General features: G+C 60.8%; 19 protein-coding genes. 4 read left to right on the top strand and 15 right to left on the bottom strand.

Features of this window, described 5'->3' with window-relative positions; genetic code table 11:
* Positions 1-13: 13 nt before the first annotated feature.
* Both PCPL58_RS15095 and PCPL58_RS15090 read right to left on the bottom strand, forming a co-directional pair.
* Positions 14-697 carry a hypothetical protein gene (locus tag PCPL58_RS15095; RefSeq protein ID WP_060707820.1) on the bottom strand — a complete coding sequence of 228 codons (684 nt, stop codon included), beginning with the start codon at positions 695-697 and terminating at the stop codon, positions 14-16.
* A 138-nt stretch (positions 698-835) separates the two neighbouring features.
* Positions 836-1,735, bottom strand: coding sequence for a LysR family transcriptional regulator (locus tag PCPL58_RS15090; RefSeq protein ID WP_065349794.1), 900 nt, complete (start codon positions 1,733-1,735; stop codon positions 836-838).
* A gap of 139 nt (positions 1,736-1,874) precedes the next feature.
* Here PCPL58_RS15090 and PCPL58_RS15085 point away from each other — a divergent pair, with 139 nt between their 5' ends.
* Together PCPL58_RS15085 and PCPL58_RS15080 are read left to right on the top strand one after the other, a co-directional pair.
* The gene (locus tag PCPL58_RS15085; RefSeq protein ID WP_065349793.1) at positions 1,875-3,215 is read left to right on the top strand and encodes an MFS transporter; all 1,341 of its coding nucleotides are present in this window, start codon (positions 1,875-1,877) and stop codon (positions 3,213-3,215) included.
* 18 nt (positions 3,216-3,233) lie between these two features.
* Positions 3,234-4,508 (top strand): glucarate dehydratase family protein, encoded by a 1,275-nt coding sequence (locus PCPL58_RS15080; protein WP_046719380.1) that lies wholly within the window; start codon positions 3,234-3,236, stop codon positions 4,506-4,508.
* Between the two features lie 16 nt (positions 4,509-4,524).
* Here PCPL58_RS15080 and PCPL58_RS15075 read toward each other — a convergent pair whose 3' ends face one another.
* The 13 genes from PCPL58_RS15075 to nac form a co-directional block, all read right to left on the bottom strand.
* Positions 4,525-6,189: a PqiB family protein gene (locus PCPL58_RS15075; protein ID WP_065351057.1), complete on the bottom strand. Its 1,665-nt coding sequence runs from the start codon at positions 6,187-6,189 to the stop codon at positions 4,525-4,527.
* A 167-nt stretch (positions 6,190-6,356) separates the two neighbouring features.
* A complete protein-coding gene (locus tag PCPL58_RS15070) occupies positions 6,357-7,190 on the bottom strand; it encodes an ABC transporter substrate-binding protein (RefSeq protein WP_058396896.1) in 834 nt (277 codons plus the stop codon).
* A 52-nt stretch (positions 7,191-7,242) separates the two neighbouring features.
* Positions 7,243-7,971 (bottom strand): amino acid ABC transporter ATP-binding protein, encoded by a 729-nt coding sequence (locus PCPL58_RS15065; RefSeq protein WP_172831865.1) that lies wholly within the window; start codon positions 7,969-7,971, stop codon positions 7,243-7,245.
* 19 nt (positions 7,972-7,990) lie between these two features.
* Complete coding sequence (locus tag PCPL58_RS15060; protein ID WP_003435366.1) at positions 7,991-8,731, bottom strand: amino acid ABC transporter permease; 741 nt, start codon at positions 8,729-8,731, stop codon at positions 7,991-7,993.
* Between the two features lie 6 nt (positions 8,732-8,737).
* Complete coding sequence (locus PCPL58_RS15055) at positions 8,738-9,439, bottom strand: amino acid ABC transporter permease (RefSeq protein ID WP_003370856.1); 702 nt, start codon at positions 9,437-9,439, stop codon at positions 8,738-8,740.
* 117 nt (positions 9,440-9,556) lie between these two features.
* Positions 9,557-10,309: an SDR family oxidoreductase gene (locus PCPL58_RS15050; RefSeq protein WP_003370854.1), complete on the bottom strand. Its 753-nt coding sequence runs from the start codon at positions 10,307-10,309 to the stop codon at positions 9,557-9,559.
* Between the two features lie 127 nt (positions 10,310-10,436).
* A complete protein-coding gene (locus PCPL58_RS15045; protein ID WP_065349792.1) occupies positions 10,437-11,207 on the bottom strand; it encodes a LamB/YcsF family protein in 771 nt (256 codons plus the stop codon).
* A complete protein-coding gene (locus PCPL58_RS15040) occupies positions 11,197-11,619 on the bottom strand; it encodes a biotin/lipoyl-containing protein (RefSeq protein ID WP_065349791.1) in 423 nt (140 codons plus the stop codon). The genes PCPL58_RS15045 and PCPL58_RS15040 overlap by 11 nt, the downstream gene beginning before the upstream one ends.
* Positions 11,619-12,590, bottom strand: a complete 972-nt coding sequence (locus PCPL58_RS15035; protein WP_065349790.1) for a 5-oxoprolinase subunit C family protein — start codon at positions 12,588-12,590, stop codon at positions 11,619-11,621. The genes PCPL58_RS15040 and PCPL58_RS15035 overlap by 1 nt, the downstream gene beginning before the upstream one ends.
* A complete protein-coding gene (pxpB, locus tag PCPL58_RS15030) occupies positions 12,587-13,258 on the bottom strand; it encodes a 5-oxoprolinase subunit PxpB (protein ID WP_060707825.1) in 672 nt (223 codons plus the stop codon). Before pxpB ends, PCPL58_RS15035 begins: the two co-directional genes overlap by 4 nt.
* The gene (gene accC / locus PCPL58_RS15025; protein WP_003370840.1) at positions 13,255-14,607 is read right to left on the bottom strand and encodes an acetyl-CoA carboxylase biotin carboxylase subunit; all 1,353 of its coding nucleotides are present in this window, start codon (positions 14,605-14,607) and stop codon (positions 13,255-13,257) included. Before accC ends, pxpB begins: the two co-directional genes overlap by 4 nt.
* Positions 14,608-14,662: 55 nt before the next feature.
* A complete protein-coding gene (locus PCPL58_RS15020; RefSeq protein ID WP_065349789.1) occupies positions 14,663-15,109 on the bottom strand; it encodes an acetyl-CoA carboxylase biotin carboxyl carrier protein in 447 nt (148 codons plus the stop codon).
* A gap of 115 nt (positions 15,110-15,224) precedes the next feature.
* Positions 15,225-16,136 (bottom strand): nitrogen assimilation transcriptional regulator NAC, encoded by a 912-nt coding sequence (gene nac, locus PCPL58_RS15015; RefSeq protein WP_065349788.1) that lies wholly within the window; start codon positions 16,134-16,136, stop codon positions 15,225-15,227.
* Positions 16,137-16,412: 276 nt separating this feature from the next.
* Here nac and PCPL58_RS15010 point away from each other — a divergent pair, with 276 nt between their 5' ends.
* Together PCPL58_RS15010 and PCPL58_RS15005 are read left to right on the top strand one after the other, a co-directional pair.
* Entirely contained in the window at positions 16,413-17,621 is a 1,209-nt protein-coding gene (locus PCPL58_RS15010; protein ID WP_065349787.1) for an aspartate transaminase, read from the top strand.
* Complete coding sequence (locus PCPL58_RS15005) at positions 17,593-19,215, top strand: MFS transporter (RefSeq protein ID WP_065351056.1); 1,623 nt, start codon at positions 17,593-17,595, stop codon at positions 19,213-19,215. Before PCPL58_RS15010 ends, PCPL58_RS15005 begins: the two co-directional genes overlap by 29 nt.
* Positions 19,216-19,235 lie beyond the last annotated feature (20 nt).

The raw sequence follows: 19,235 nt of genomic DNA, 5'->3' as shown, positions 1-19,235 counted from the left end.
CGCAGTCACTCCATCAGTTCGCCGCTACCTGAGCCCGGTCGGCCTGCATGACCAGAGCCTTGAGCGAGGCGTCGAACTGTTTCAAGGCATTCACCTGCAAATCACGCTGCTGATCGATTTGTGCAGCGATCTCCGGAGCGGCCTTGCCTTGCACCCAGACCGAGGTCATTTCCCGAACCACTTCACCTTCGGCCTTGCCGATGTATTGCAGGTTGTTGTCATAGAAGCGCGCCATGAAACGCGCTTCGACCTGACTGTTGCGCTTGCTCACCAGGCGGTTGTAAGTGTCGAGCATGACCACTACGTCCGGGCGGGCCTGCATCAGCGCATCGAGGTTGTTGTAAACGGTTACCGAGGCGAACTCTTTCTTCAATGAGCCCACCAGCCAGTCGGTCGCCAGCGCAGGGTCCGAGCTGTTGATGAATGCGTTGCGGATACGCGCATCGAGTGCGCCATTGCTGCCGCTCCTGAGTGCCACCGAATGGTAGTTGTTCAAATACTGAAGGTTGCTGAGGGTATTTTCGCTGTACAGCACGCCCACCGACTGAGTGTGTTGCAGGCTGGCAGCGCTGTCGGCGACGGGCATGAAATGGCAGGACTGTTCGGAGACCGGAGAGACGGCAGCATTGACGGGGGCAGTGAACATAATGCTGGTGCTGAACACGGCAGCAAACGTCAACAGATTGAACATTCTCATCGCGTCGTCTCCCTTTGGAGCAGGTGGCTATGGCGCCATCCTCCTCCTTTGCCGGAAAAACAGAACTTGCCTTGCTTGATGATGACTATCGACTGAATGAATGATAGTTGATACCACTACGTTACAAGGTTTTTCGCTTCAATTTTCATCCGCCCTGACGGCCGCACGAATGGCTTCGAGCAGCATCCGGCACGCCGGGTTGTCATTGTCGGTGCGCCAGACCAGGTGCAACTCGCTCTGCACGCCTTCGCCCAGGTCAATGTCACGAAACACGACGTCCTTGAACACCACACTGGTCGCACAACGCGGTACCAGTGCCAGCCCCATGCCAGCGTTGACCAGCGCCAGAATAGTCAGTGACGATCCAAGCCATTGGACATACTCCGGTGCAACTCGTGCGGAGCGAAACATACCGGTCAGCAGTTCGTTGAACGGTGGGTACGCCGAATGCGAATACATCAGGAACGGTGCGCCATCCAGATCGGCCACCGCGACCGAGTCCGCATGCGCCAATCGATGATTGCTCGGCACGGCCAGCACAAAAGGCTCGCATACCAGGCATTCGCTCTCGTACCCCGGCTGAAACAGTGGCGCTCGCACGATACCGAGGTCAATGCGCCGCGCCCTGAGTGCTTCGTGCTGCTGATAGGTGTTCATTTCAGTCAGGGAAATCTTCACCTGCGGCTGCTTGAGGCGCGCTTCGGCGATCACCCTGGGCAGAAACTCGTACACGGCGCTGCCGACGAAACTGATGGTCACCGAGCCGATGTCACCTTCGGCAAAGCGTCGCGCGGAAATGGCCGCCTGCTGCGCGCGCTCCAGCAAGGTCTGCGCCTCGATGAAAAAAGCCCTGCCCGCGGCAGTCAGGGCCACACTGCGGGTGCTGCGGGTGAACAGCTCGACGCCCAGATTATGCTCCAGTATCTGAATCTGCCGACTCAACGGCGGCTGCGTCATGTTCAGCCGTTCGGCGGCACGGCGAAAATTCAGCTCTGTTGCCACCGTGGTGAAGCAACGCAGTTGAGAAAGCTCGAACATTGATCCACTCCCGGTATCAATCAAGTCACTAACTGGATTGGACGGGAATAATACACGCCCTCATGATCGACTCATCCCCAAAATAACAATGAATGGGAGTCGCCTCTTGAATACCGTCCCTGGTACTACGGACGCCACGGTGCTTGCCCGTGCGGCCGCCAAGGTAAAACGCCACGTGCTGCCGCTGTTCGTGGTGATGTTCATCGTCAATTACATCGACCGGGTCAACATCGGTTTTGTACGCAGCCATCTGGAAACCGATCTGGGTATCGGCGCAGCGGCTTATGGGCTGGGCGCCGGATTGTTCTTTGTCGGTTACGCACTGTTCGAAGTCCCCTCCAACATGCTCTTGCAGCGCTACGGCGCCCGCGCCTGGCTGACCCGCATCATGTTTACCTGGGGCGCGGCTGCAATGGCCATGGCATTCGTTCAAGGTGAAACCAGCTTCTACGTGCTGCGCTTCATTCTCGGCGCCGCCGAAGCCGGTTTCTTCCCCGGCATCATCTATTACTTCACCCAGTGGCTGCCTTCCAGCGACCGCGGCAAAGCCATGGCGCTGTTTCTCAGCGGCTCGGCGATAGCGTCGGTCATCTCCGGACCGGTGTCCGGCGCCCTGCTCGGCATCGAGGGCCTGAACCTGCATGGCTGGCAATGGATGTTCCTGATCGAAGGCTTCGCGTCGATCGTGCTCTGCGGTTTCGTCTGGTTCTGGCTGCAATCACATCCTCACGAAGCCCGCTGGCTCAGTGACGAAGAAAAAACCGCGCTCAGCACCGCCATTGCCGAAGAGCAACGGCTGCGCGAAGCAGCACAAACCGTCAGACCCTCGGTATTGCGCCTGCTGGCGGACCGGCAGATCCTGCTGTTCTGCTTCATCTACTTTTCCGTGGCGCTGACCATCTACGGCGCCACCTTCTGGCTGCCGAGCATGATCCGCAAGATGGGCAGCTTCAGCGATTTCGAGGTCGGGCTGTTCAATTCGATCCCGTGGATCATCTCCATCGTGGCCATGTACGGTTTTGCAGCACTGGCTGCACGCTTCAAGCACCAGCAGGCCTGGGTGGCAGTCGCCCTGGTCATCGCCGCCGGCATGTTCATGTCCACCGTCGGCGGTCCAGTGTTCGCCTTTGTCGCCATCTGCTTCGCGGCCATCGGTTTCAAGGCCGCGTCTGCGCTGTTCTGGCCAATCCCTCAGGGCTATCTGGATGCACGCATTGCCGCTGCGGTCATTGCGCTGATCAACTCAATCGGCAACCTGGGCGGTTTCGTTGCGCCCACCACGTTCGGCTTTCTGGAACAGACCACCGGTTCGATTCAAGGCGGTCTGTATGGACTGGCAGCGACATCGCTGCTGGCTGCCGTGGTGATCTTCTTCGCCCGCACCACGCCACGAGGTGATCGCGGCCGCCCGTCAAGGGCTGAGCGGCCTGCAGCGCTCAGCCCTGCCGTTACTGGCACCCCTTCCAGCCTCAAACCCTGACCTCCGGGAGACCGCCCTTTGAAAATCATACGTGTGACCGTGACCCCTATCGCCTTTCGCGACCCGCCACTGCTCAACGCCAGTGGTATTCACGAACCCTTTGCCCTGCGCTCGATCATTGAGGTAGAAAGCGACAACGGCTACATCGGTCTCGGTGAAAGCTACGGGGATGCCCCGGCACTGGCGATTCAGCAACACGTGCAGAACCAGTTGATCGGGCTCGACCCGTTCAACCTCAATCAGCTGCGCAGCATCGTTCAGGCGACCGTGGCAGCGCATAAGCCTGCCAGCCTGGCCGGTGCCGAACTGGCGCCGGGCTCACACGCGAGCAAGGCGGTCAGCAATGCTTATTCTGCGTTCGAAGTGGCGTTTCTGGACCTGCAGGCGCGTTCCATGAACCTGCCATTGGTGGACCTGCTCGGCGGTGCCATTCGTGACCAGATACCCTTCAGCGCCTACCTGTTTTTCAAATACGCGCAGCATGCCGATGCGCCTTACGCGCCCGACAGCTGGGGTGAAGCGCTCAGCGAAGAGCAGATCGTTGCTCAGGCCCGGCGCATGATCGAAGCCTACGGTTTCAAAAGCATCAAGCTCAAGGCCGGAGCACTGCCGCCGGAACACGAGGTGTCGTGCATCAAGGCGCTGAAAAAGGCTTTCCCCGGTTATCCGCTGCGCATCGACCCCAACGGCAACTGGTCACTGGAGACCTCGATTCGCATGGCAGAACTGCTGGGCGATGATCTGCAATATTACGAAGACCCGACGCCGGGCCTCGACGGCATGTCCGAGCTGCATAAACGCACCGGTCTGCCGCTGGCAACCAACATGGTGGTAACCGATTTCGACGAGTTCCGCCGCAGCGTGGCCCTCGACAGCGTGCAAATCGTACTCGCTGACCACCATTACTGGGGCGGCCTGCGCGACACTCAGGCACTGGCGAAGATGTGTGACACCTTTGGCCTCGGCGTGTCGATGCACTCCAACTCGCATCTGGGTATCAGCCTTATGGCCATGGCCCACGTCGCAGCGTCGGTGCCTAATCTGGACTACGCCTGCGACACGCACTACCCGTGGCAGGAGCCGGACGAGGAAGTCATCAAGGGCGGCAAACTGCCGATTGTCGACGGCTGCGTCAGCATCACCCGCGCGCCCGGCCTGGGGCTGGAACTGGACCATGACCAGCTCGGCAAGCTCAACGACCAGTATCACAGCTGTGGCATTCGGCAGCGCGATGACGTGAAGCAGATGCAAAAGTACAAGCCGGACTGGAAGGCGGTCAAACCGAGGTACTGAAGCCGTCCGGCTCGGCTTAATCGGCCTGCTGAGCAGGCGCGGTCCTCTGGTAGACACCCGGTCGATCCTGCCGGGTGCGGCCACGGATCAAGGCTTCGGGGTTGCGGCTCAGGTAATCGGTCAGGACCCTTACCGAGCGGGCCATGCGCTGAACGTCGTCGATTGTCCGGTCGATCTGTTGATGCACAGGCGAGTCCTCGGCGAGTGCTGCACCGGCAATGTCCAGTGTGCTTCGGGATTGCAGCAGAACGCCGTGGAGTTCAGGCATCACCTGCGCGTTGAAAAGCCTGAACGTCTTTTGCGCCTCGCCAAGGCTGCCATTGAAGTTGCCGGCGATCTCCTGCACCGGCACGTTGCTGAACTTGTCGATGATCTGCTGTACCTGCTCCTGCATCTTTTCAAGCTCCCCCGGCACGGTCGGGATTATCAACGGCTGCGCACTGATATCGAACGGCACCGGCGCAGCGTTGGCGATAAAACCCAGGGAAATATACAGTTGTCCGGTCAGCAGACTCTCGCTGCGAGGCTGCGCACGCAGGCCTCGTTTGACGAAGTCGGCTATCAACTGTGCCGTACGTGCATCATCGGTAACGCCTAACGTCTTCACGATTTTTTCATTGGCCATACCCAGGCGGTCGGGGTATATCTGCGCCCCTACGATGCTGGTGAACGACTTGCTGGCGGCGTCGTAGTCCAGGTCTACCGAGACGACTCGCCCCAGCGTTATGCCCATGAACTCGACCGGCGAATTGACCTCCAGCCCCCGCAGCGACTGGCTGAATATCATACGGATGTAACCCGGTTCGCCGTCGGGCGGCGACAGCGCCTTCTGCTGATCGTCAAACAGCATGAAGCGTGCATGCTCCGCGGCCCGGGGCGCATTCGTGCGGTAATCCGGCTCGACGAAGGCCACCCCTCCCGCCAGTAGCGTCGAGACCGATTCAGTCTTTATTTTCAGACCATCGGCATCCACCGTCATGCCAATGCCGCTGGCATTCCAGAAACGCGTGTCGGTGGTCACGAAACTGTCATTGGGCGCATTGATGAAAATTTCCGCATCCACGCCCTTGCCGTCTGCGGATAAATGGCAGGCCGCTATCTGTCCGACCTGAATGCGTCGGTAGTACAAAGGAGACCCGACCTCCAGTGAGCCCATGTCTGCGGCGTGCAGGGTAAAACGCGTGCCTTTTGCGCCGTAGGTAATGGGTGGCGGAGCTTCCTGACCGACAAAGTGTTTTTTCGTATGCCCGGACGTACCGCTGTCCGCCGCGATAAATGGCTCGGAAAGCACGGTATTCAAGCCCGATACACCGGTGACGCCTATACGCGGGCGCACCACCCAGAACAGGGAGTCCTCGGCAGTGAAAGCACGGGCGCTGGCATCGAGGTCCACCGTCGCCACAACGCCTGTACGGTCCGTGTTCAAGGCCACGGCCGATACCTCGCCGATCACCACATTCCTGACCTTGACCCTCGTCTTGTGAGGTTCAAGCCCCTCGGCGCTCTGGAAGGTGACGAAGATTCTCGGGCCTTTCGACAGTGTGCTGCTGATCAGCAGCGACAGGCCTATCAAGGCAGCGAGCAGCGGAACCAGCCATACAGGGGATACGCCGAAACGTCTCTTTCGGGTGATGAAAGCAGCGACTGCCGATGGAGAAACCGAACCTGAGCGATCAGACATTTTGTCCTCTGAGACGCCCACGCGGGGTCATGCCGACGATTGATACTGTCGGTCGGACTCTGAACCTCGGCTATTAATAAACCATCAAGGAAATATCAAGATCTGATCAAGATGCGATGGTGCCGTGCGGCATGAAGCCGACCGTTTGGTCGGCTTCATGCCCTTGCTCAAGGCAGCGGGTCGAATTTCAATTCGCTGAGGCTTTGTACCTTGTCTTCGCGAACCATCTTGTATTCGGTATTCGGGCCGATCCAGTGCGCCCAGATCGCGTCGATCTCACCTGCGGCTTCCATTGCGCGCAGCGATTCGTTGACCTTCGCCAGAAAGGCCGGTTCGCCCTGGCGCATGCCGGCACCGATGGGCTCAAGCGCCATCGGTTCCTTGGCAATGGCCAATTCCACGCCGCCGGCCTTGGCCTGCCCTACCAGCTTGATTGCGGTCATGGTGTTGGTCACCAGACCCACCACCTTGTTCTGTTGCAGTGCCATGTAGGCAGAGCCGGTGTCCTGGAAGGTCACTGGCGTCGCGTCAGCCAGACGGATCGACTGCTCGGAGGTAGAGCCTTTGGTCGAACTGATGCGTTTGCCCTTGAAGAACGATTTCGGTTGATCGGCATTCGCGGCACGGACTACCAGTGTTTCCTTGGCGATGTAGTAAGGGTCGCTGAACTGGATCTGGTCGGCACGGCTCTTGGTGTAAGCCAGATTGGCGAAAATCACATCCACGCGGCCCATTTTGACTTCCGGGATACGTGCTTCGACCGACAGTGGCTTGAGTTCCAGCTCCACGCCCATGTGTTTGGCCAGGGCTTTGCAAAGATCGACGTCCATGCCCACCAGTTCGCGGGTTTGAGGGTCCGGTGCCGAGAACGGCGGAACGTCGGCATACACGCCACAGCTCAGGCTTTTCTTGCTCATCACATCGCTGAGCTGATCAGCATGGACCACCGAAACAGCCAGCGGCGACAACGCCAGTGCAGCCAGTACAGACTTGATACGCATGGTGAGACTCCTGAAAATGAATTGAGTGATTCGCTGAAATCAGTGCCTGCGCTCAATGGCTGCGCAGGTCGGCAATGAAGCGCTGGGCACGCGGATGGGTCGGTTGCTGAAAGAACACCTCAGGGCTGGATTTTTCGAGGATCTGCCCCGCATCCATGAACCAGATGGTGTCGGCCACTTCCCGGGCAAAATTCATCTCGTGGGTGACGCACATCATGGTCATGCCCTCTTTGGCCAGGCCTTTCATGACGCCGAGCACCTCGCCGACCATTTCCGGGTCAAGAGCGCTGGTGGGCTCGTCAAACAGCATGACGGGCGGCTCCATCGCCAGCGCGCGAGCAATCGCCACACGCTGCTGCTGGCCACCGGACAACTGTGCGGGGTAGGCACCGGCCTTGTGTGCCAGCCCCACCCGATCCAGCAACTCCATGGCGCGGGCGCGCGCTTCACTGCTCTTCAAGCCACGGACCTTGGTCGGGGTCAGGATGATGTTGTCGAGCACCGACAAGTGCGGAAACAGATTGAAGCTCTGGAACACGAAACCCACGCGGCTGCGCAGCCGATTGACGTTGGCGTCGGTGCCGTTCACGTCACGGCCGTCAAACAGGATCTGGCCTTCTTGCACGTCCTCAAGACGATTGACGGTGCGGATCAGTGTCGACTTGCCCGAGCCTGAGGGCCCGCACAGCACGACCACTTCGCCGCGCTGCACCTCGGCGGTGATATCGGTCAGGGCCTGGTACTCGCCATACCATTTATTGATCCTGGAAAACATGATCATCGGATGCATTGGGCAACCCTCAATTATCGGTAGTCAAAGGCCGGGGAACGGGCACAGGCGATACATCGCCTTCACGTTTGCGGGCAATCCGCTGCTCCACCACGGCGGCGAGACGGGTCAGGCCGTAGCACAGCACGTAGTAAGTGATCGCCAGGATGAAGAACACCTGAAACGGCTTGGTCAGCAGTTGGTTATTGATCTGATTGGCGGCAAAGGTCACTTCCTGGACGTTGATCACGTAGCCCAGCGACGTTTCCTTGATGATCGAAATGAACTGGCTGATCAGACTCGGCAAGGCGTTGTACAGCGCCTGCGGCAGGATCACCCAGACCGTGGTGCGCAGGTAGCCCATGCCCAGTGCGCGGGAGGCTTCGTATTGACCGGTCGGCAGCGCCTGAATAGCGCCGCGGATGATTTCGCACAGGTAGGCGCTCTGATAGACCACCAGCGTGCAGAGCATGGTGGTGAAACCGGTGATGTTATGGCCGATCAGCAAGGGGACCAGAAAGTAGGTCCAGAAAATCACCATCAGCAGCGGAATGCCGCGCATCACGTAGACCCAGACCGTCGCCGGGTAGCGCAGCCAGCGCCACGGCGAAACCCGCGCCAGCGACAACAGCAGCCCCAGAGGAAAGGCCAGCAACAGGGCCAGCGCCGCCAGCATCAGCGTCGAAATCAGGCCGCCCATCGGACCGTGGGGGTATTGACCGACCAGCAGCAAGGTCCAGTTATCGCGAACAATCGTGAAGACATCGAACATCGCCGCCTACCTCGCCATGGCTTTGCTGAATTGCCGGGCCAGTACAGCACCCAGGCCCATCAGCATCAATGAAATGGCCAGGTAGACCACGGTTGCGACCAGATACGCTTCGAAGGTGCGGAAGGTGTAGTTCTCGACTTCGCGGGTGGCATAAGTCAGCTCCACCACGCCGATGGCCATGACCAGACTGGTGTTCTTGAACAGCAGGACCGTGTGATTGATCAGCGACGGCAGGCAGTTGCGAACCCCTTGCGGCAGGATCACGTAACGCATCGAGCGCACATAACCCAGGCCCAGCGCGCGCGACGCCTCGACTTGCCCGGCCGGAATCGCGCGTAACCCGCTGCGAATGTCTTCACTGAAATACGCCGCCTGGCAAAGGCCCAGGGCGATGACCGAAAACAGGTACTCGGTGCTGTAGTTGGCCAGCCAGATCTGTGTGTTTTCGGACAGCAGCGTGGGAATGCCGAAATACCAGAGCATCAGTTGCACCAGCGTCGGCACATTGCGGTGATAGGACACATAACCCGCCACCAGGCGCTCGGCGTACTTGTTGCCGGTCAGGCGAATCGACACCAGCAGCAGGGCTACCGCCATGGCCAGACACCAGGCAACGAATGCCAGTTGCAGGGTCGTTTCTATGCCCTTGACGATCAGCTCGGCGTACTCGCCCTGCAGGATCGCTGAAAGATCGAATTTACTCGTCATGGTTGTTCCCATAGACATTCAGCCAGGGCAGAAGCAAGGCGCCAGCGGGTCTGGCGCGGGTATGACATGGCGGCTGATGCCGCTCTCGTGATGGGGACAGCCCTTGCAGACTCAGCCTCAGCCTTCGTAGTCCTGCGGACGCGCAGTCGACAGACCGCCGGGCACCTGCAGCGTCGGGGTGATTTCCATATGCCCGATGTTGACCGCGATGGGCGCGGCAATCACATAGGCGATCGCATCGGCAATGTCCTTGGCCACCGGCAGCTCATAGCCCTCGATGAAACGCTTGCGCACTTCCTCGGAGTCGCCATGCACGTGAGCGAAGATATCCGTCGCCACGCGCCCCGGGCAGATTTCGGTGACCCGCACGCGCTTGCCGAAGGCATCGATGCGCAACTGACGGGACAGCATGCTTACCGCAGCCTTGGTCGCGTGGTACGTCGAGTTGCCACCGAAGTTGTAGGCAGCAGCGATCGAACTGATGTTGATGATGTGCCCGCAATCACGCTCGACCATCCCCGGCAACGAGAGCCTGGCAATCTGCAATACTGCGCGCAGGTTCACATCGACCAGCAGATCGATCCCTTCAGCGTCCGCTTTGAGCAGCGAGCCGGGCCGGTCGACGCCGGCATTGTTGACCACGACATCGAAATGATGGGCCTGAAACAAGGCCGTCAGGCCAGCCAGATCAGTCACGTCGATAGCGTGCGCGATACAACCGGTGCGCTGCGCCAGTGCCGCCAGCTTGTCTGCACTGCGCGCCAGCGCATGGACCTGCAAACCTTCGGCACACAGCCGCTCGACGACGGCCTCGCCAATGCCGGAAGAAGCGCCGGTGACCAGCGCAGTTTTATAATCGGAAAAAGGCATGTCAGGGTTTCCTTGAATAAGCGTCGATCAGCCGCTTGGCTGTTAATGCTGATCGCCTTGTACTGGACTTTAACGAGCGTCATGGGCAGCGACCAAGACACAATGGTTGTGTGGCAATAAGCTGCGCTTATGACCCGAGCAGCTGTGAAACCGGGGTGATGACACCGCCCTGCTCTTCGATGCTCCGGCGAATGCTGCGCGCAAGTTCCACCGCCCCCGGCGTGTCGCCATGCAACAGAATCGACTGGGCGTTGACCGCCACACGCTTGCCGCTCAGGGTCGTTACCGAGCCGTCCTGCAACAGTTGCGCAACCCTGGCCCTGACCTGCTCCGGGTCTTTGATCACCGCACCGGGCGTACCTCGCGGCACCAGCAGGCAGTTTTCGTCATAGGTGCGATCAGCCAGAAAGGTCGTTGCCACCCTCAGGTTGCACGCCTCGGCGGCCTGCTCGATGGCCGCGCTGCTGGATGAGCTGATGATCAGCTGCGGGTCAAAACCTGCAACAGCCCTTACCAAAGGCCCGGCCAGTTCGGCATCGGCCGCAGCCATATTGCCCAGCGCCCCGTGAAAACTCATGTGCGTGACGCGGTAACCGGCAGCGGCTGCAAGGCCCGCCAGAGCGCCGAGTTGATACACCACAATTGCGCACAACTCCTTGAGCTCGATGTTCATTCTGCGGCGGCCGACCCCCTGCAGATCCGGAAAGCCGACATGCGCACCGAGATCAATGCCCAGCGCCTTGGCGCGGCGCACTGTGCTGTCCATGATCAGCGGATCCCCGGCATGAAAGCCGCACGCCACGTTGGCCGAGGAGATCAATGGCATCAAGACCTCGTCTTCGCCCATGGTCCAGGGCCCGAAGCCCTCACCCAGATCAGCATTCAGATCAATGCGCATGATCAAGTTCCTCCAGTTCAATCAGCGGCTGGCCATAACCGACGCGCTCGTTTTCGGCGGCCAGAAAGCGCAGTACGCGCCCTGCCTGGTCGCTGCGCACCGGCAGATACAGCAGGCCGATACGCAACAGCCCCAGCAACTGTCCCGCAGCCACTGCATCGCCGGGTTTTACGTAGCTGCTGCGTTCATCGGGATGACTCGATACAAACACGCCGGGGTTGTCGGCACTCACCACATGGGCAGTCAGCGCCGACGGTTCAACGGCGACCTGTGGCGCAGAGGGCACAGCGCAGGCCTGTAAAGGCTCGCCGCGGCGGATCAACAGCTCGAACCCCGGCCGCCTCAACTCCAGCACAGTAATGCCGGCGTCCCGAATACACGCTGCCAGCTGGCGAATCTCTTTGATGTTCATCAGCGATGTCCTTGCAGGCTGCGCAGCGCGAGCACGCGCCGGGCGTCTTCGATGAAAGCGTGATTGGTGTCCAGCGCGTCGACCGCTTCGTCGTAGCTGCACTGCACAAAACGGACCTTGCTGCCGATCGGCGCCTGGCCAAGACGCCACAGATCGGCCTCGATGACTGTGGCAAACTTGGGATAACCGCCACTGGGCTGGGCATCACGCATCTGCACGATCGGCTGTCCGCCGTGGGGCACCTGAATCACGCCAGGCACGATGCCATGAGAGCGGATTTCCAGCGTCTCGCGCGCAAGCAAGGGCGTGCCCTCCATGCGGTAGCCATAACGGTTGCTCTGCGTGGTGATTTTCCACTCACCGGCAAAAAACGTTGCTTGCGCCTCGGCACTGAAACAGTCGAATTCGGCAGCCGGCAGCACGCGGATGGCCGGCAGCCCGTCAAGCAACAACGGCAAGGCCGCCACCGACGATTGCACCCCGAAATCACTGGCACGCAGTTCGTTGGCAGCGCCCGCAGGAATCACATCACCCTGCTGCAACGCACGGCCCTGCCAGCCACCAAAAGCGCCGCGCAATTGCGTGCTGCGCGAGCCCAGCACCAACGGCACGTCGACGCCGCCGGCCAGACACAGATACACGCGGCTGCCCATCGTCGGGTAATTGAGCCGCAACACCTGATTCTTGCGTGCCTGAGCGACCCAATTGCCTGGCAGCCGCTCACCATCGAGCGACGCAGCGCAGGCGGCGCCGGTGATCGCGAAGGTGCAGTCATCGACAAAGCGCACTTCGAACGGGAACAGCGGAATTTCAATCCCCGCGGCGTCTTCATCGTTGCCCAGCAACAGGTTGCCGAGCCGCAGTGACAGCGTGTCCATCGCGCCAGACGTGCCGACGCCGTAGCCGAGGCTGCCGTGCCGCCCCAGATCCTGAACGGTCGCCAGTGCGGTAGCGCTGATAACTTCGATCATCGGATGATCCTCTCGATACGCAAGCGCAGTTGATCGCCGGGTTGCAACAGCGCCGGAGGCTGCTGACCCGCATCGAAAAACACCATTTCCGTGCGTCCTATTGTGTTCCAGCCACTGGGGCCGGCCGAGGCGGAAATACCCGTCTGAACGCCACCGATGGAGACCGACCCGGCCCCGATATCGAGTACCGGCACCTTGCGCCGCGGCGTTGCCAAGCGCTGATCCATGCCGCCCAGGTAGCAATAACCCGGATGGCTGCCCAGGGCGTACACCGGGTACAGCGGCTCACAGTGCAGATTGGCGATGGTTTCGATATCCAGCCCGGTATGGGCGATGACATCAGCCATGTGCGGGCCGCCGTCACCGCCGTATACCACCGGCAATTCAATGATCCGGCCCTGCAACGGCAGCGGCTGGCACTGCTCCCAGGTCTCCAGCAAACGGGTTTTAAGACCGGCCAGGTCCCGCGGTGGCGCCGCGAAGGTCAGCATCAGGTTGTTCATCCCCGGCACCGCCTCGCGTACCTGCGGCCAGTCCTTGCTCAGACGGGCCAGTGCCCATATGCGTTGCTGCGGTGCCAGGTCGAGCTCGCCGGGTGCTTCAAACAGCAACGCGGTGGTTCCCAGCAAGGTGATTCTTGGCGCATTCGGCGCCTGCACGAGACTCATGGGTGGCTCCTTGTCTGCAACCAGCGCTCCAGGTGATGAATGTCCATGCCACCCTTGCAGAACACCGGGTCCTGCAGAATGTCGCGATGCAGCGCGATGTTGGTAGAGATGCCCTCGACGTGCATTTCGCTGAGTGCCAGACGCATGCGTGCCAACGCCTCATCGCGACTGGCACCATGAGTGATGACCTTGGCCACCATCGAATCGTAATAAGGCGGAACGCGGTAGCCGTGGCTGACATGCGAATCGACCCGCACGCCGAAACCACCGGGGATCTGCCAGCGGGTGACCTGGCCCGGCGTTGGCATGAAGCTGCGCGGGTCCTCGGCGTTGATCCGGCACTCCAGCGAATGGCCCGACACCGTTACGTCGGCCTGACTGAAGCTCAGGCGCTCGCCCATCGCCATGCGGATCTGCTGCTGGACAATGTCGATGCCGGAGGTCATTTCCGTTACCGGGTGCTCGACCTGCAGGCGGGTGTTCATCTCGATGAAATAGAACTCGTCCTTTTCGAAGAGGAACTCGAACGTGCCGACGCCCTGATAGCCGATCTGGCGGCAAGCCTGTGCGCAACGCTCGCCCACCCTGGCCATCAATGCTGCGTCGATGCCGGGTGCAGGCGCCTCTTCAAGCACCTTCTGGTGGCGGCGCTGCATCGAGCAATCCCGTGAGCCGAGCCAGACAGCATTGCCATAGGCATCGCACAACACCTGAATCTCGACATGGCGCGGCTGGCCCAGAAACTTCTCGATATACAACTCGGGATTGCCGAACGCGTGTCGGGCTTCTTCGCGGGTCAGCGCAATCGCATCGAGCAGACGAGACTCTTCCTGAACCACACGCATGCCGCGCCCTCCGCCGCCGCCTGCGGCCTTGACGATGACCGGGTAACCGATGTCGCGAGCGATCTGCAGAATGCTCTGCGGGTCGGCCGGCATGCTGGTATCCGGACCGGGTACGCACGGCACGCCGGCTTCGCGCATCGCCCGCTTGGCAGCGACCTTGTCGCCCATGACCCGAATGCACGCAGCACTGGGGCCGATGAAGGTCAGGCCAGCCTGCTCGATACGTTCGGCGAACATGGCATTTTCAGACAGAAAGCCATAACCGGGATGGATCGCCTGAGCACCGGTCAGTTGCGCGGCATAGAGCACGGCCGCCTGATTCAGATAGCTCTGCGCCGCTGCGGCGGGACCGATGCACAGCGCTTCGTCAGCCTGCTGTACGTAACCGGCATCGCGATCCGCTTCGGAATACACCGCTACCGTGCGCAGGCCCAGGCCCTTGCAGGCGCGCTGGATGCGCAGGGCGATTTCGCCGCGATTGGCGATCAATACTTTATCGAACATCAAAAACCCCTGATCGGTGAACCCGCAAGACGGCCTGCAAGGCAGCTCAAGACCATCACGCAATGCTGAACAGCGCCTGACCGGCCTGAACCTCTTCGCCATTGGCAACCAGAATGGCAGTCACCACCCCTGCCGCCTCAGCCTTCACCGGATGAAACATCTTCATGGCCTCGACCACGGCCAGGGTCTGCCCCACCTCGACGGACGTACCGATCTCGACAAAAGGCGGCTGGTCGGGTGCCGGGGTCAGGTGCAACACCCCGTACAGCGAGGCGCACGCCTTTGTCTGTTGTACGGCGGTCGTCGTACTTGTCTGAGTCGGAGCAACAGTGCGCGCTGCGGGCGTCGTCTGCACTGTCGCAACAGCCGGATTGACGCGGTTGGCGACCTGAGCGGGCTCGCGCAGCAAACGCAGCTGCGCGTCGCCTTCACACAGGCTGAGTTCGCTCAGGTCCGATTCGGCCATCAGGTCGATAAGTGCTTTGATACGTTCCGGATTCATGCAAGAGCCCTTGCCTGGCAAATGAAATGTGGCTGAGGGCAATGTAACGAGGCAGGTTTTTGACCGCCAAGACGGTTTGACTGTGGGGTGATAAGCGCCCCTTATGACGTCGAGATCACTGCGCGCGGCGGTTGCCGCGCATTTCGGCGACCAGTTCCAGAAGGATCGCCTTGACCGCCTGGGCCGGCACCGACAGCGGCAAGTGCCCGGACAGGCGCAGCGCGAGAGGGGCTTCGATCTCGGGTTCGACAATGCGGCTCAGGTTGACCGCATGCGTGTCTGCCAGCACCCGCGCTGCAGATTCGGGAAGAATGGTCGAGCCGAATCGATCGGCGACTGCCGCGGCCAGCGTCGTCGAAGATTCGACTTCTGCCACCACCCGGGCACTGTGCTCGATACGCACAAATGCCTCGTCCACCAGACGACGGACAGTGTTGTAGGTGCGCGGCAACAGCAGGTCGATATCGGCCAGTTCCCTGAGCGGAATTTCCTCGCGCCCCTGAAGCGCCTCTTCGGCACTCACCAGGTACAGCTGCTCGCGTATCAAGGGCACAAAACTCAAGCCATGTACCTCGCGTCCGCCATAAAGAACGGCCATGTCCATACGCCCGTTCATGATCAACTCACTGAGGGTGGTGCCAAAGTTCTCATTGAGGTACAGCAGAATGCCCGGATGACGCTCGCGTACGCGTTTGAGCAATGGCAGCGACAGGGTCGAAGCGGCAGTGCCGGGTGCCAGCCCTACCGACACCGGCCCCGATAACGCCAGACCACTGGCGTTGACGTCACTCTGTGCCTGCTCGCACTGGCGCAGGATCACCTGAGCATGCCCGTACAGCACCTTGCCCGCCTCGGTCGGGGTGACGCCGCGCTTGGTGCGGATCAACAACTGTTGCTGCAACTCGGCCTCCAGCGTCACCAACTGCTGACTCAGCGCAGGTTGTGCGATGTGCAGCACATCGGCGGCCTGAGTCAGGCTGCCGATATCGACAATTTTCACGAAATATTTCAAACGGCGAAGGTTCAAGGTGCTGCACTCCAGAGTCACGACACACGGGCTTCAGCAAGACCCAGGCCAGCTCTGGAAAAACCAGGCATAAGCAATTGCTATGTCAGCTCCCGCTGAACGGGCTCGTCAGGCGCTGATCCCCCTGCAACCATTGCACGCCCGCTTTTGGTGCGACGCCGGTTCATCTGCGGTCATAAGCGCTGCCTATCAACCCAGAACGAAATGGTCTTATGGCGCTCGCTGCTCTGGCTCGTAACGTATTCCCCGTCAAGGCCATCAACGAGGAATGCCAACGTGACCGCATCTCGCATCGCTGCCCGCGTGCTCCGCATCAAACCGTCGCCAAGCAGCGCTGCTGCCGATCGGGCCAATGAACTGCGGCGCGCAGGCAAATCGATCATCAATCTGGTGGTTGGCGAGCCGGACTTCGACACACCGGCACACATTCGTCAGGCCGCCTGTGCCGCCATCGAGAACGGTGAAACACGCTACACGCTCAACGCTGGCACCACGGCGCTGCGCGAGGCAATCGCCGCCAAACTGCAGCGTGAAAACGGCCTTGCTTACGCGCCCGGCCAGATCGTGGTGACCAGCGGTGCCAAGGCCGCGATTTTCAATGCATTCGCGGCGACATTGAGTGTCGACGATGAAGTGCTGATCCCCGCGCCTTACTGGGTGTCTTACCCGGACATGGTCCTGGCCTGCGACGGTCGTCCAGTGACCCTGGCCTGCCCGGAGGAAAACCAGTTCAAGCTGACTGCCGCGCAGCTGCGCAACGCGATCACGACGCGCACCCGCTGGCTGCTGCTCAATTCGCCGAGCAACCCGACCGGTGCTACCTACAGCGCATCCGAATGGCGCGCGCTGGCCGACGTACTGCTCGACTACCCGGACGTGCTGGTCATGACCGACGACATTTACGAGCACATTCGCTACGACGACGCTCCGCTCAGCCACCTGCTCACTGTCGAGCCAGCGCTGCGCGAACGCGTGCTGATCATCAACGGCGTGTCAAAAACCTACGCCATGACCGGCTGGCGCATCGGCTACGCAGCAGGCCCCGGCGATATCATCAACGCGATGGCGACCCTGCAATCACAGTCCACCAGCAACGCCTGCTCGGTGAGCCAGGCCGCTGCGGTGGCCGCCCTGACCGGCGACCAGTCTTTTGTCGGCGACAGCGTCAAGGTCTACAGACAGCGCCGCGATCGTTGCCTGGAGCTGATCAACGCGATTGACGGCCTGAGCTGCATCAAGCCCGAAGGCGCGTTCTACCTGTACGTCAATTGCGGCGCGCTGATCGGCAAAACCACACCGTCAGGTTCGGTACTGGAAGCCGATACGGACGTGGTTCTGTACCTGCTGGAAAGTCAGGGCGTTGCCGTTGTCGCAGGCACCGCCTATGGCCTGGCACCGTTTTTCCGGATGTCTACGGCGACTGCCCTGGAAACCCTTGAAGACGGCTGCGCGCGCATTGCGACTGCTGTCGCTGCGTTGCGCTGAGCACCTCGACATGACGACGCCGAGCCATCCGGCCCTGACCTTCAAACAGGCCTTGTTGGCCATGCTCGGCATATCACTGGTACTGGGCCTTTCCGCGCTGGATCAGACCGTCATCGTCAACGCACTGCCAAGCATCGTCGCCGAGCTCAACGGTTTCGAGTTGTACGCCTGGGTCGCCACCGGCTACCTGCTGGCCTCTATCGTGACCATCCCGATCTTTGGCCGGCTGGGCGATTTTTACGGGCGCAAACCGTTCGTGCTGGCCGCAACAGTCATCTTCACGCTGGCCTCGCTGCTCTGCGCACTGGCAGACAGCATGTTGGTACTGGTGATCGGGCGAACCTTGCAAGGTGTGGGCGGCGGTATGTTGATCGGTACTGCCTTTGCCTGTGTGCCCGAGCTGTTTCCCGACACCCGCCAGCGGTTGCGCTGGCAGGTGTTGCTGAGCGCCATGTTCAGCGTGGTCAATGCCATCGGCCCGGGGTTGGGCGGTTATCTGTCCGGCGAGTTTGGCTGGCGTTCAGTGTTTTGGTTGAACCTGCCCCTGGGCGTGATTGCCTTGTTTTTTGCCTGGCGCTTTTTGCCGTGGTATCGCCCGCAAGGCTATCGACCCCATTCTGACGGTGCGATCAGGCTCGACTGGCTCGGGGCTTTATTGATCGTCCTGACGCTGGGCAGCCTGCAACTGTTCGTCGAATGGCTGGGCCAGCGTTCTCTGTCCGTCAGCCTGACATGTGGCGCCGTGACCCTCGCCGCCATGCTCGGCCTGTGGTTCCACGAGCGCCGCTGTGCCTTTGCCTTGCTGCCCGCCGGGCTGTTCGCCAACCGCAGCATCCGCCTGCTGTTCATCATGTCGCTGTTGGCCGGCGCCATCATGTTCACCCTTCTGTTCTACCTGCCGCTGCTGTTGCAGGGCAGCTACGGCTACTCGCCAAAAGACGCAGGGTTACTGCTTACCCCACTGGCGCTGAGCATCACCCTGGGCGCAATCGTCAACAGTCGTATCGTCACGCGTCTGACAAACCCCAACTGGTTACCTATTGGCGGATTCATTGCCCTGTCGGTTGCCTGCATCGCCTTGGCACTGGTCGGACTGCACGCCGGCTTCACGACCTTATTGGGGCTGATTCTGCTGGCGGGGCTGGGGCTGGGCTTCATTCTGCTCAACCTCACCGTGTTCACCCAGACGCTCGCCGAGCGGCAATTTCTCGGCATTGCCACGGCGCTGACGCAGTCCTTGCGACTGGTCGGCGGTTTGCTGGGCACAGCGGCCATGGGCGTGCTGGTCAAGGTGCTGTATGTCGCCAATCTGCAAAGTGCGCTGAACGCAGCAGGTCAGGCGTCGGCCTTACCGCGCCTGGCCGACCCTCAGGTTCTGCTGCAGCACACGCCTGCCAATGTCGATGCGGCGCTGCTGATAGCGCGCACCGCCCTCGCCCAGGCGGTGGGCACGGGGCTGCTGACATGCGCCGGGCTGGGCGTGCTCGCGTTGCTGGTTCTGCACTGCCTGCCTCGCGTCACCCTTCATCAGGTATCCCATGCAGCAACGTCTGCAACGGATTCATCTGCAACACCTGTTCCTGAAAAACAATAAGAAACCTGACTGCCGCCTGA

The organism is Pseudomonas cerasi, assembly GCF_900074915.1.
GTDB classification, from domain to species: domain Bacteria; phylum Pseudomonadota; class Gammaproteobacteria; order Pseudomonadales; family Pseudomonadaceae; genus Aquipseudomonas; species Aquipseudomonas cerasi.
This window is presented reverse-complemented; position numbering and strand designations above follow the sequence as displayed.

Bases quoted from the DNA above. Each gene is read 5' to 3' on its own strand.
- PCPL58_RS15095 (WP_060707820.1), bottom strand. From the start codon at position 697: ATGAGAATGTTCAATCTGTTGACGTTTGCTGCCGTGTTCAGCACCAGC.
- PCPL58_RS15090 (WP_065349794.1), bottom strand. From the start codon at position 1,735: ATGTTCGAGCTTTCTCAACTGCGTTGCTTCACCACGGTGGCAACAGAG.
- PCPL58_RS15075 (WP_065351057.1), bottom strand. From the start codon at position 6,189: ATGTCTGATCGCTCAGGTTCGGTTTCTCCATCGGCAGTCGCTGCTTTC.
- PCPL58_RS15070 (WP_058396896.1), bottom strand. From the start codon at position 7,190: ATGCGTATCAAGTCTGTACTGGCTGCACTGGCGTTGTCGCCGCTGGCT.
- PCPL58_RS15065 (WP_172831865.1), bottom strand. From the start codon at position 7,971: ATGATCATGTTTTCCAGGATCAATAAATGGTATGGCGAGTACCAGGCC.
- PCPL58_RS15060 (WP_003435366.1), bottom strand. From the start codon at position 8,731: ATGTTCGATGTCTTCACGATTGTTCGCGATAACTGGACCTTGCTGCTG.
- PCPL58_RS15055 (WP_003370856.1), bottom strand. From the start codon at position 9,439: ATGACGAGTAAATTCGATCTTTCAGCGATCCTGCAGGGCGAGTACGCC.
- PCPL58_RS15050 (WP_003370854.1), bottom strand. From the start codon at position 10,309: ATGCCTTTTTCCGATTATAAAACTGCGCTGGTCACCGGCGCTTCTTCC.
- PCPL58_RS15045 (WP_065349792.1), bottom strand. From the start codon at position 11,207: ATGCGCATTGATCTGAATGCTGATCTGGGTGAGGGCTTCGGGCCCTGG.
- PCPL58_RS15040 (WP_065349791.1), bottom strand. From the start codon at position 11,619: ATGAACATCAAAGAGATTCGCCAGCTGGCAGCGTGTATTCGGGACGCC.
- PCPL58_RS15035 (WP_065349790.1), bottom strand. From the start codon at position 12,590: ATGATCGAAGTTATCAGCGCTACCGCACTGGCGACCGTTCAGGATCTG.
- pxpB (WP_060707825.1), bottom strand. From the start codon at position 13,258: ATGAGTCTCGTGCAGGCGCCGAATGCGCCAAGAATCACCTTGCTGGGA.
- accC (WP_003370840.1), bottom strand. From the start codon at position 14,607: ATGTTCGATAAAGTATTGATCGCCAATCGCGGCGAAATCGCCCTGCGC.
- PCPL58_RS15020 (WP_065349789.1), bottom strand. From the start codon at position 15,109: ATGAATCCGGAACGTATCAAAGCACTTATCGACCTGATGGCCGAATCG.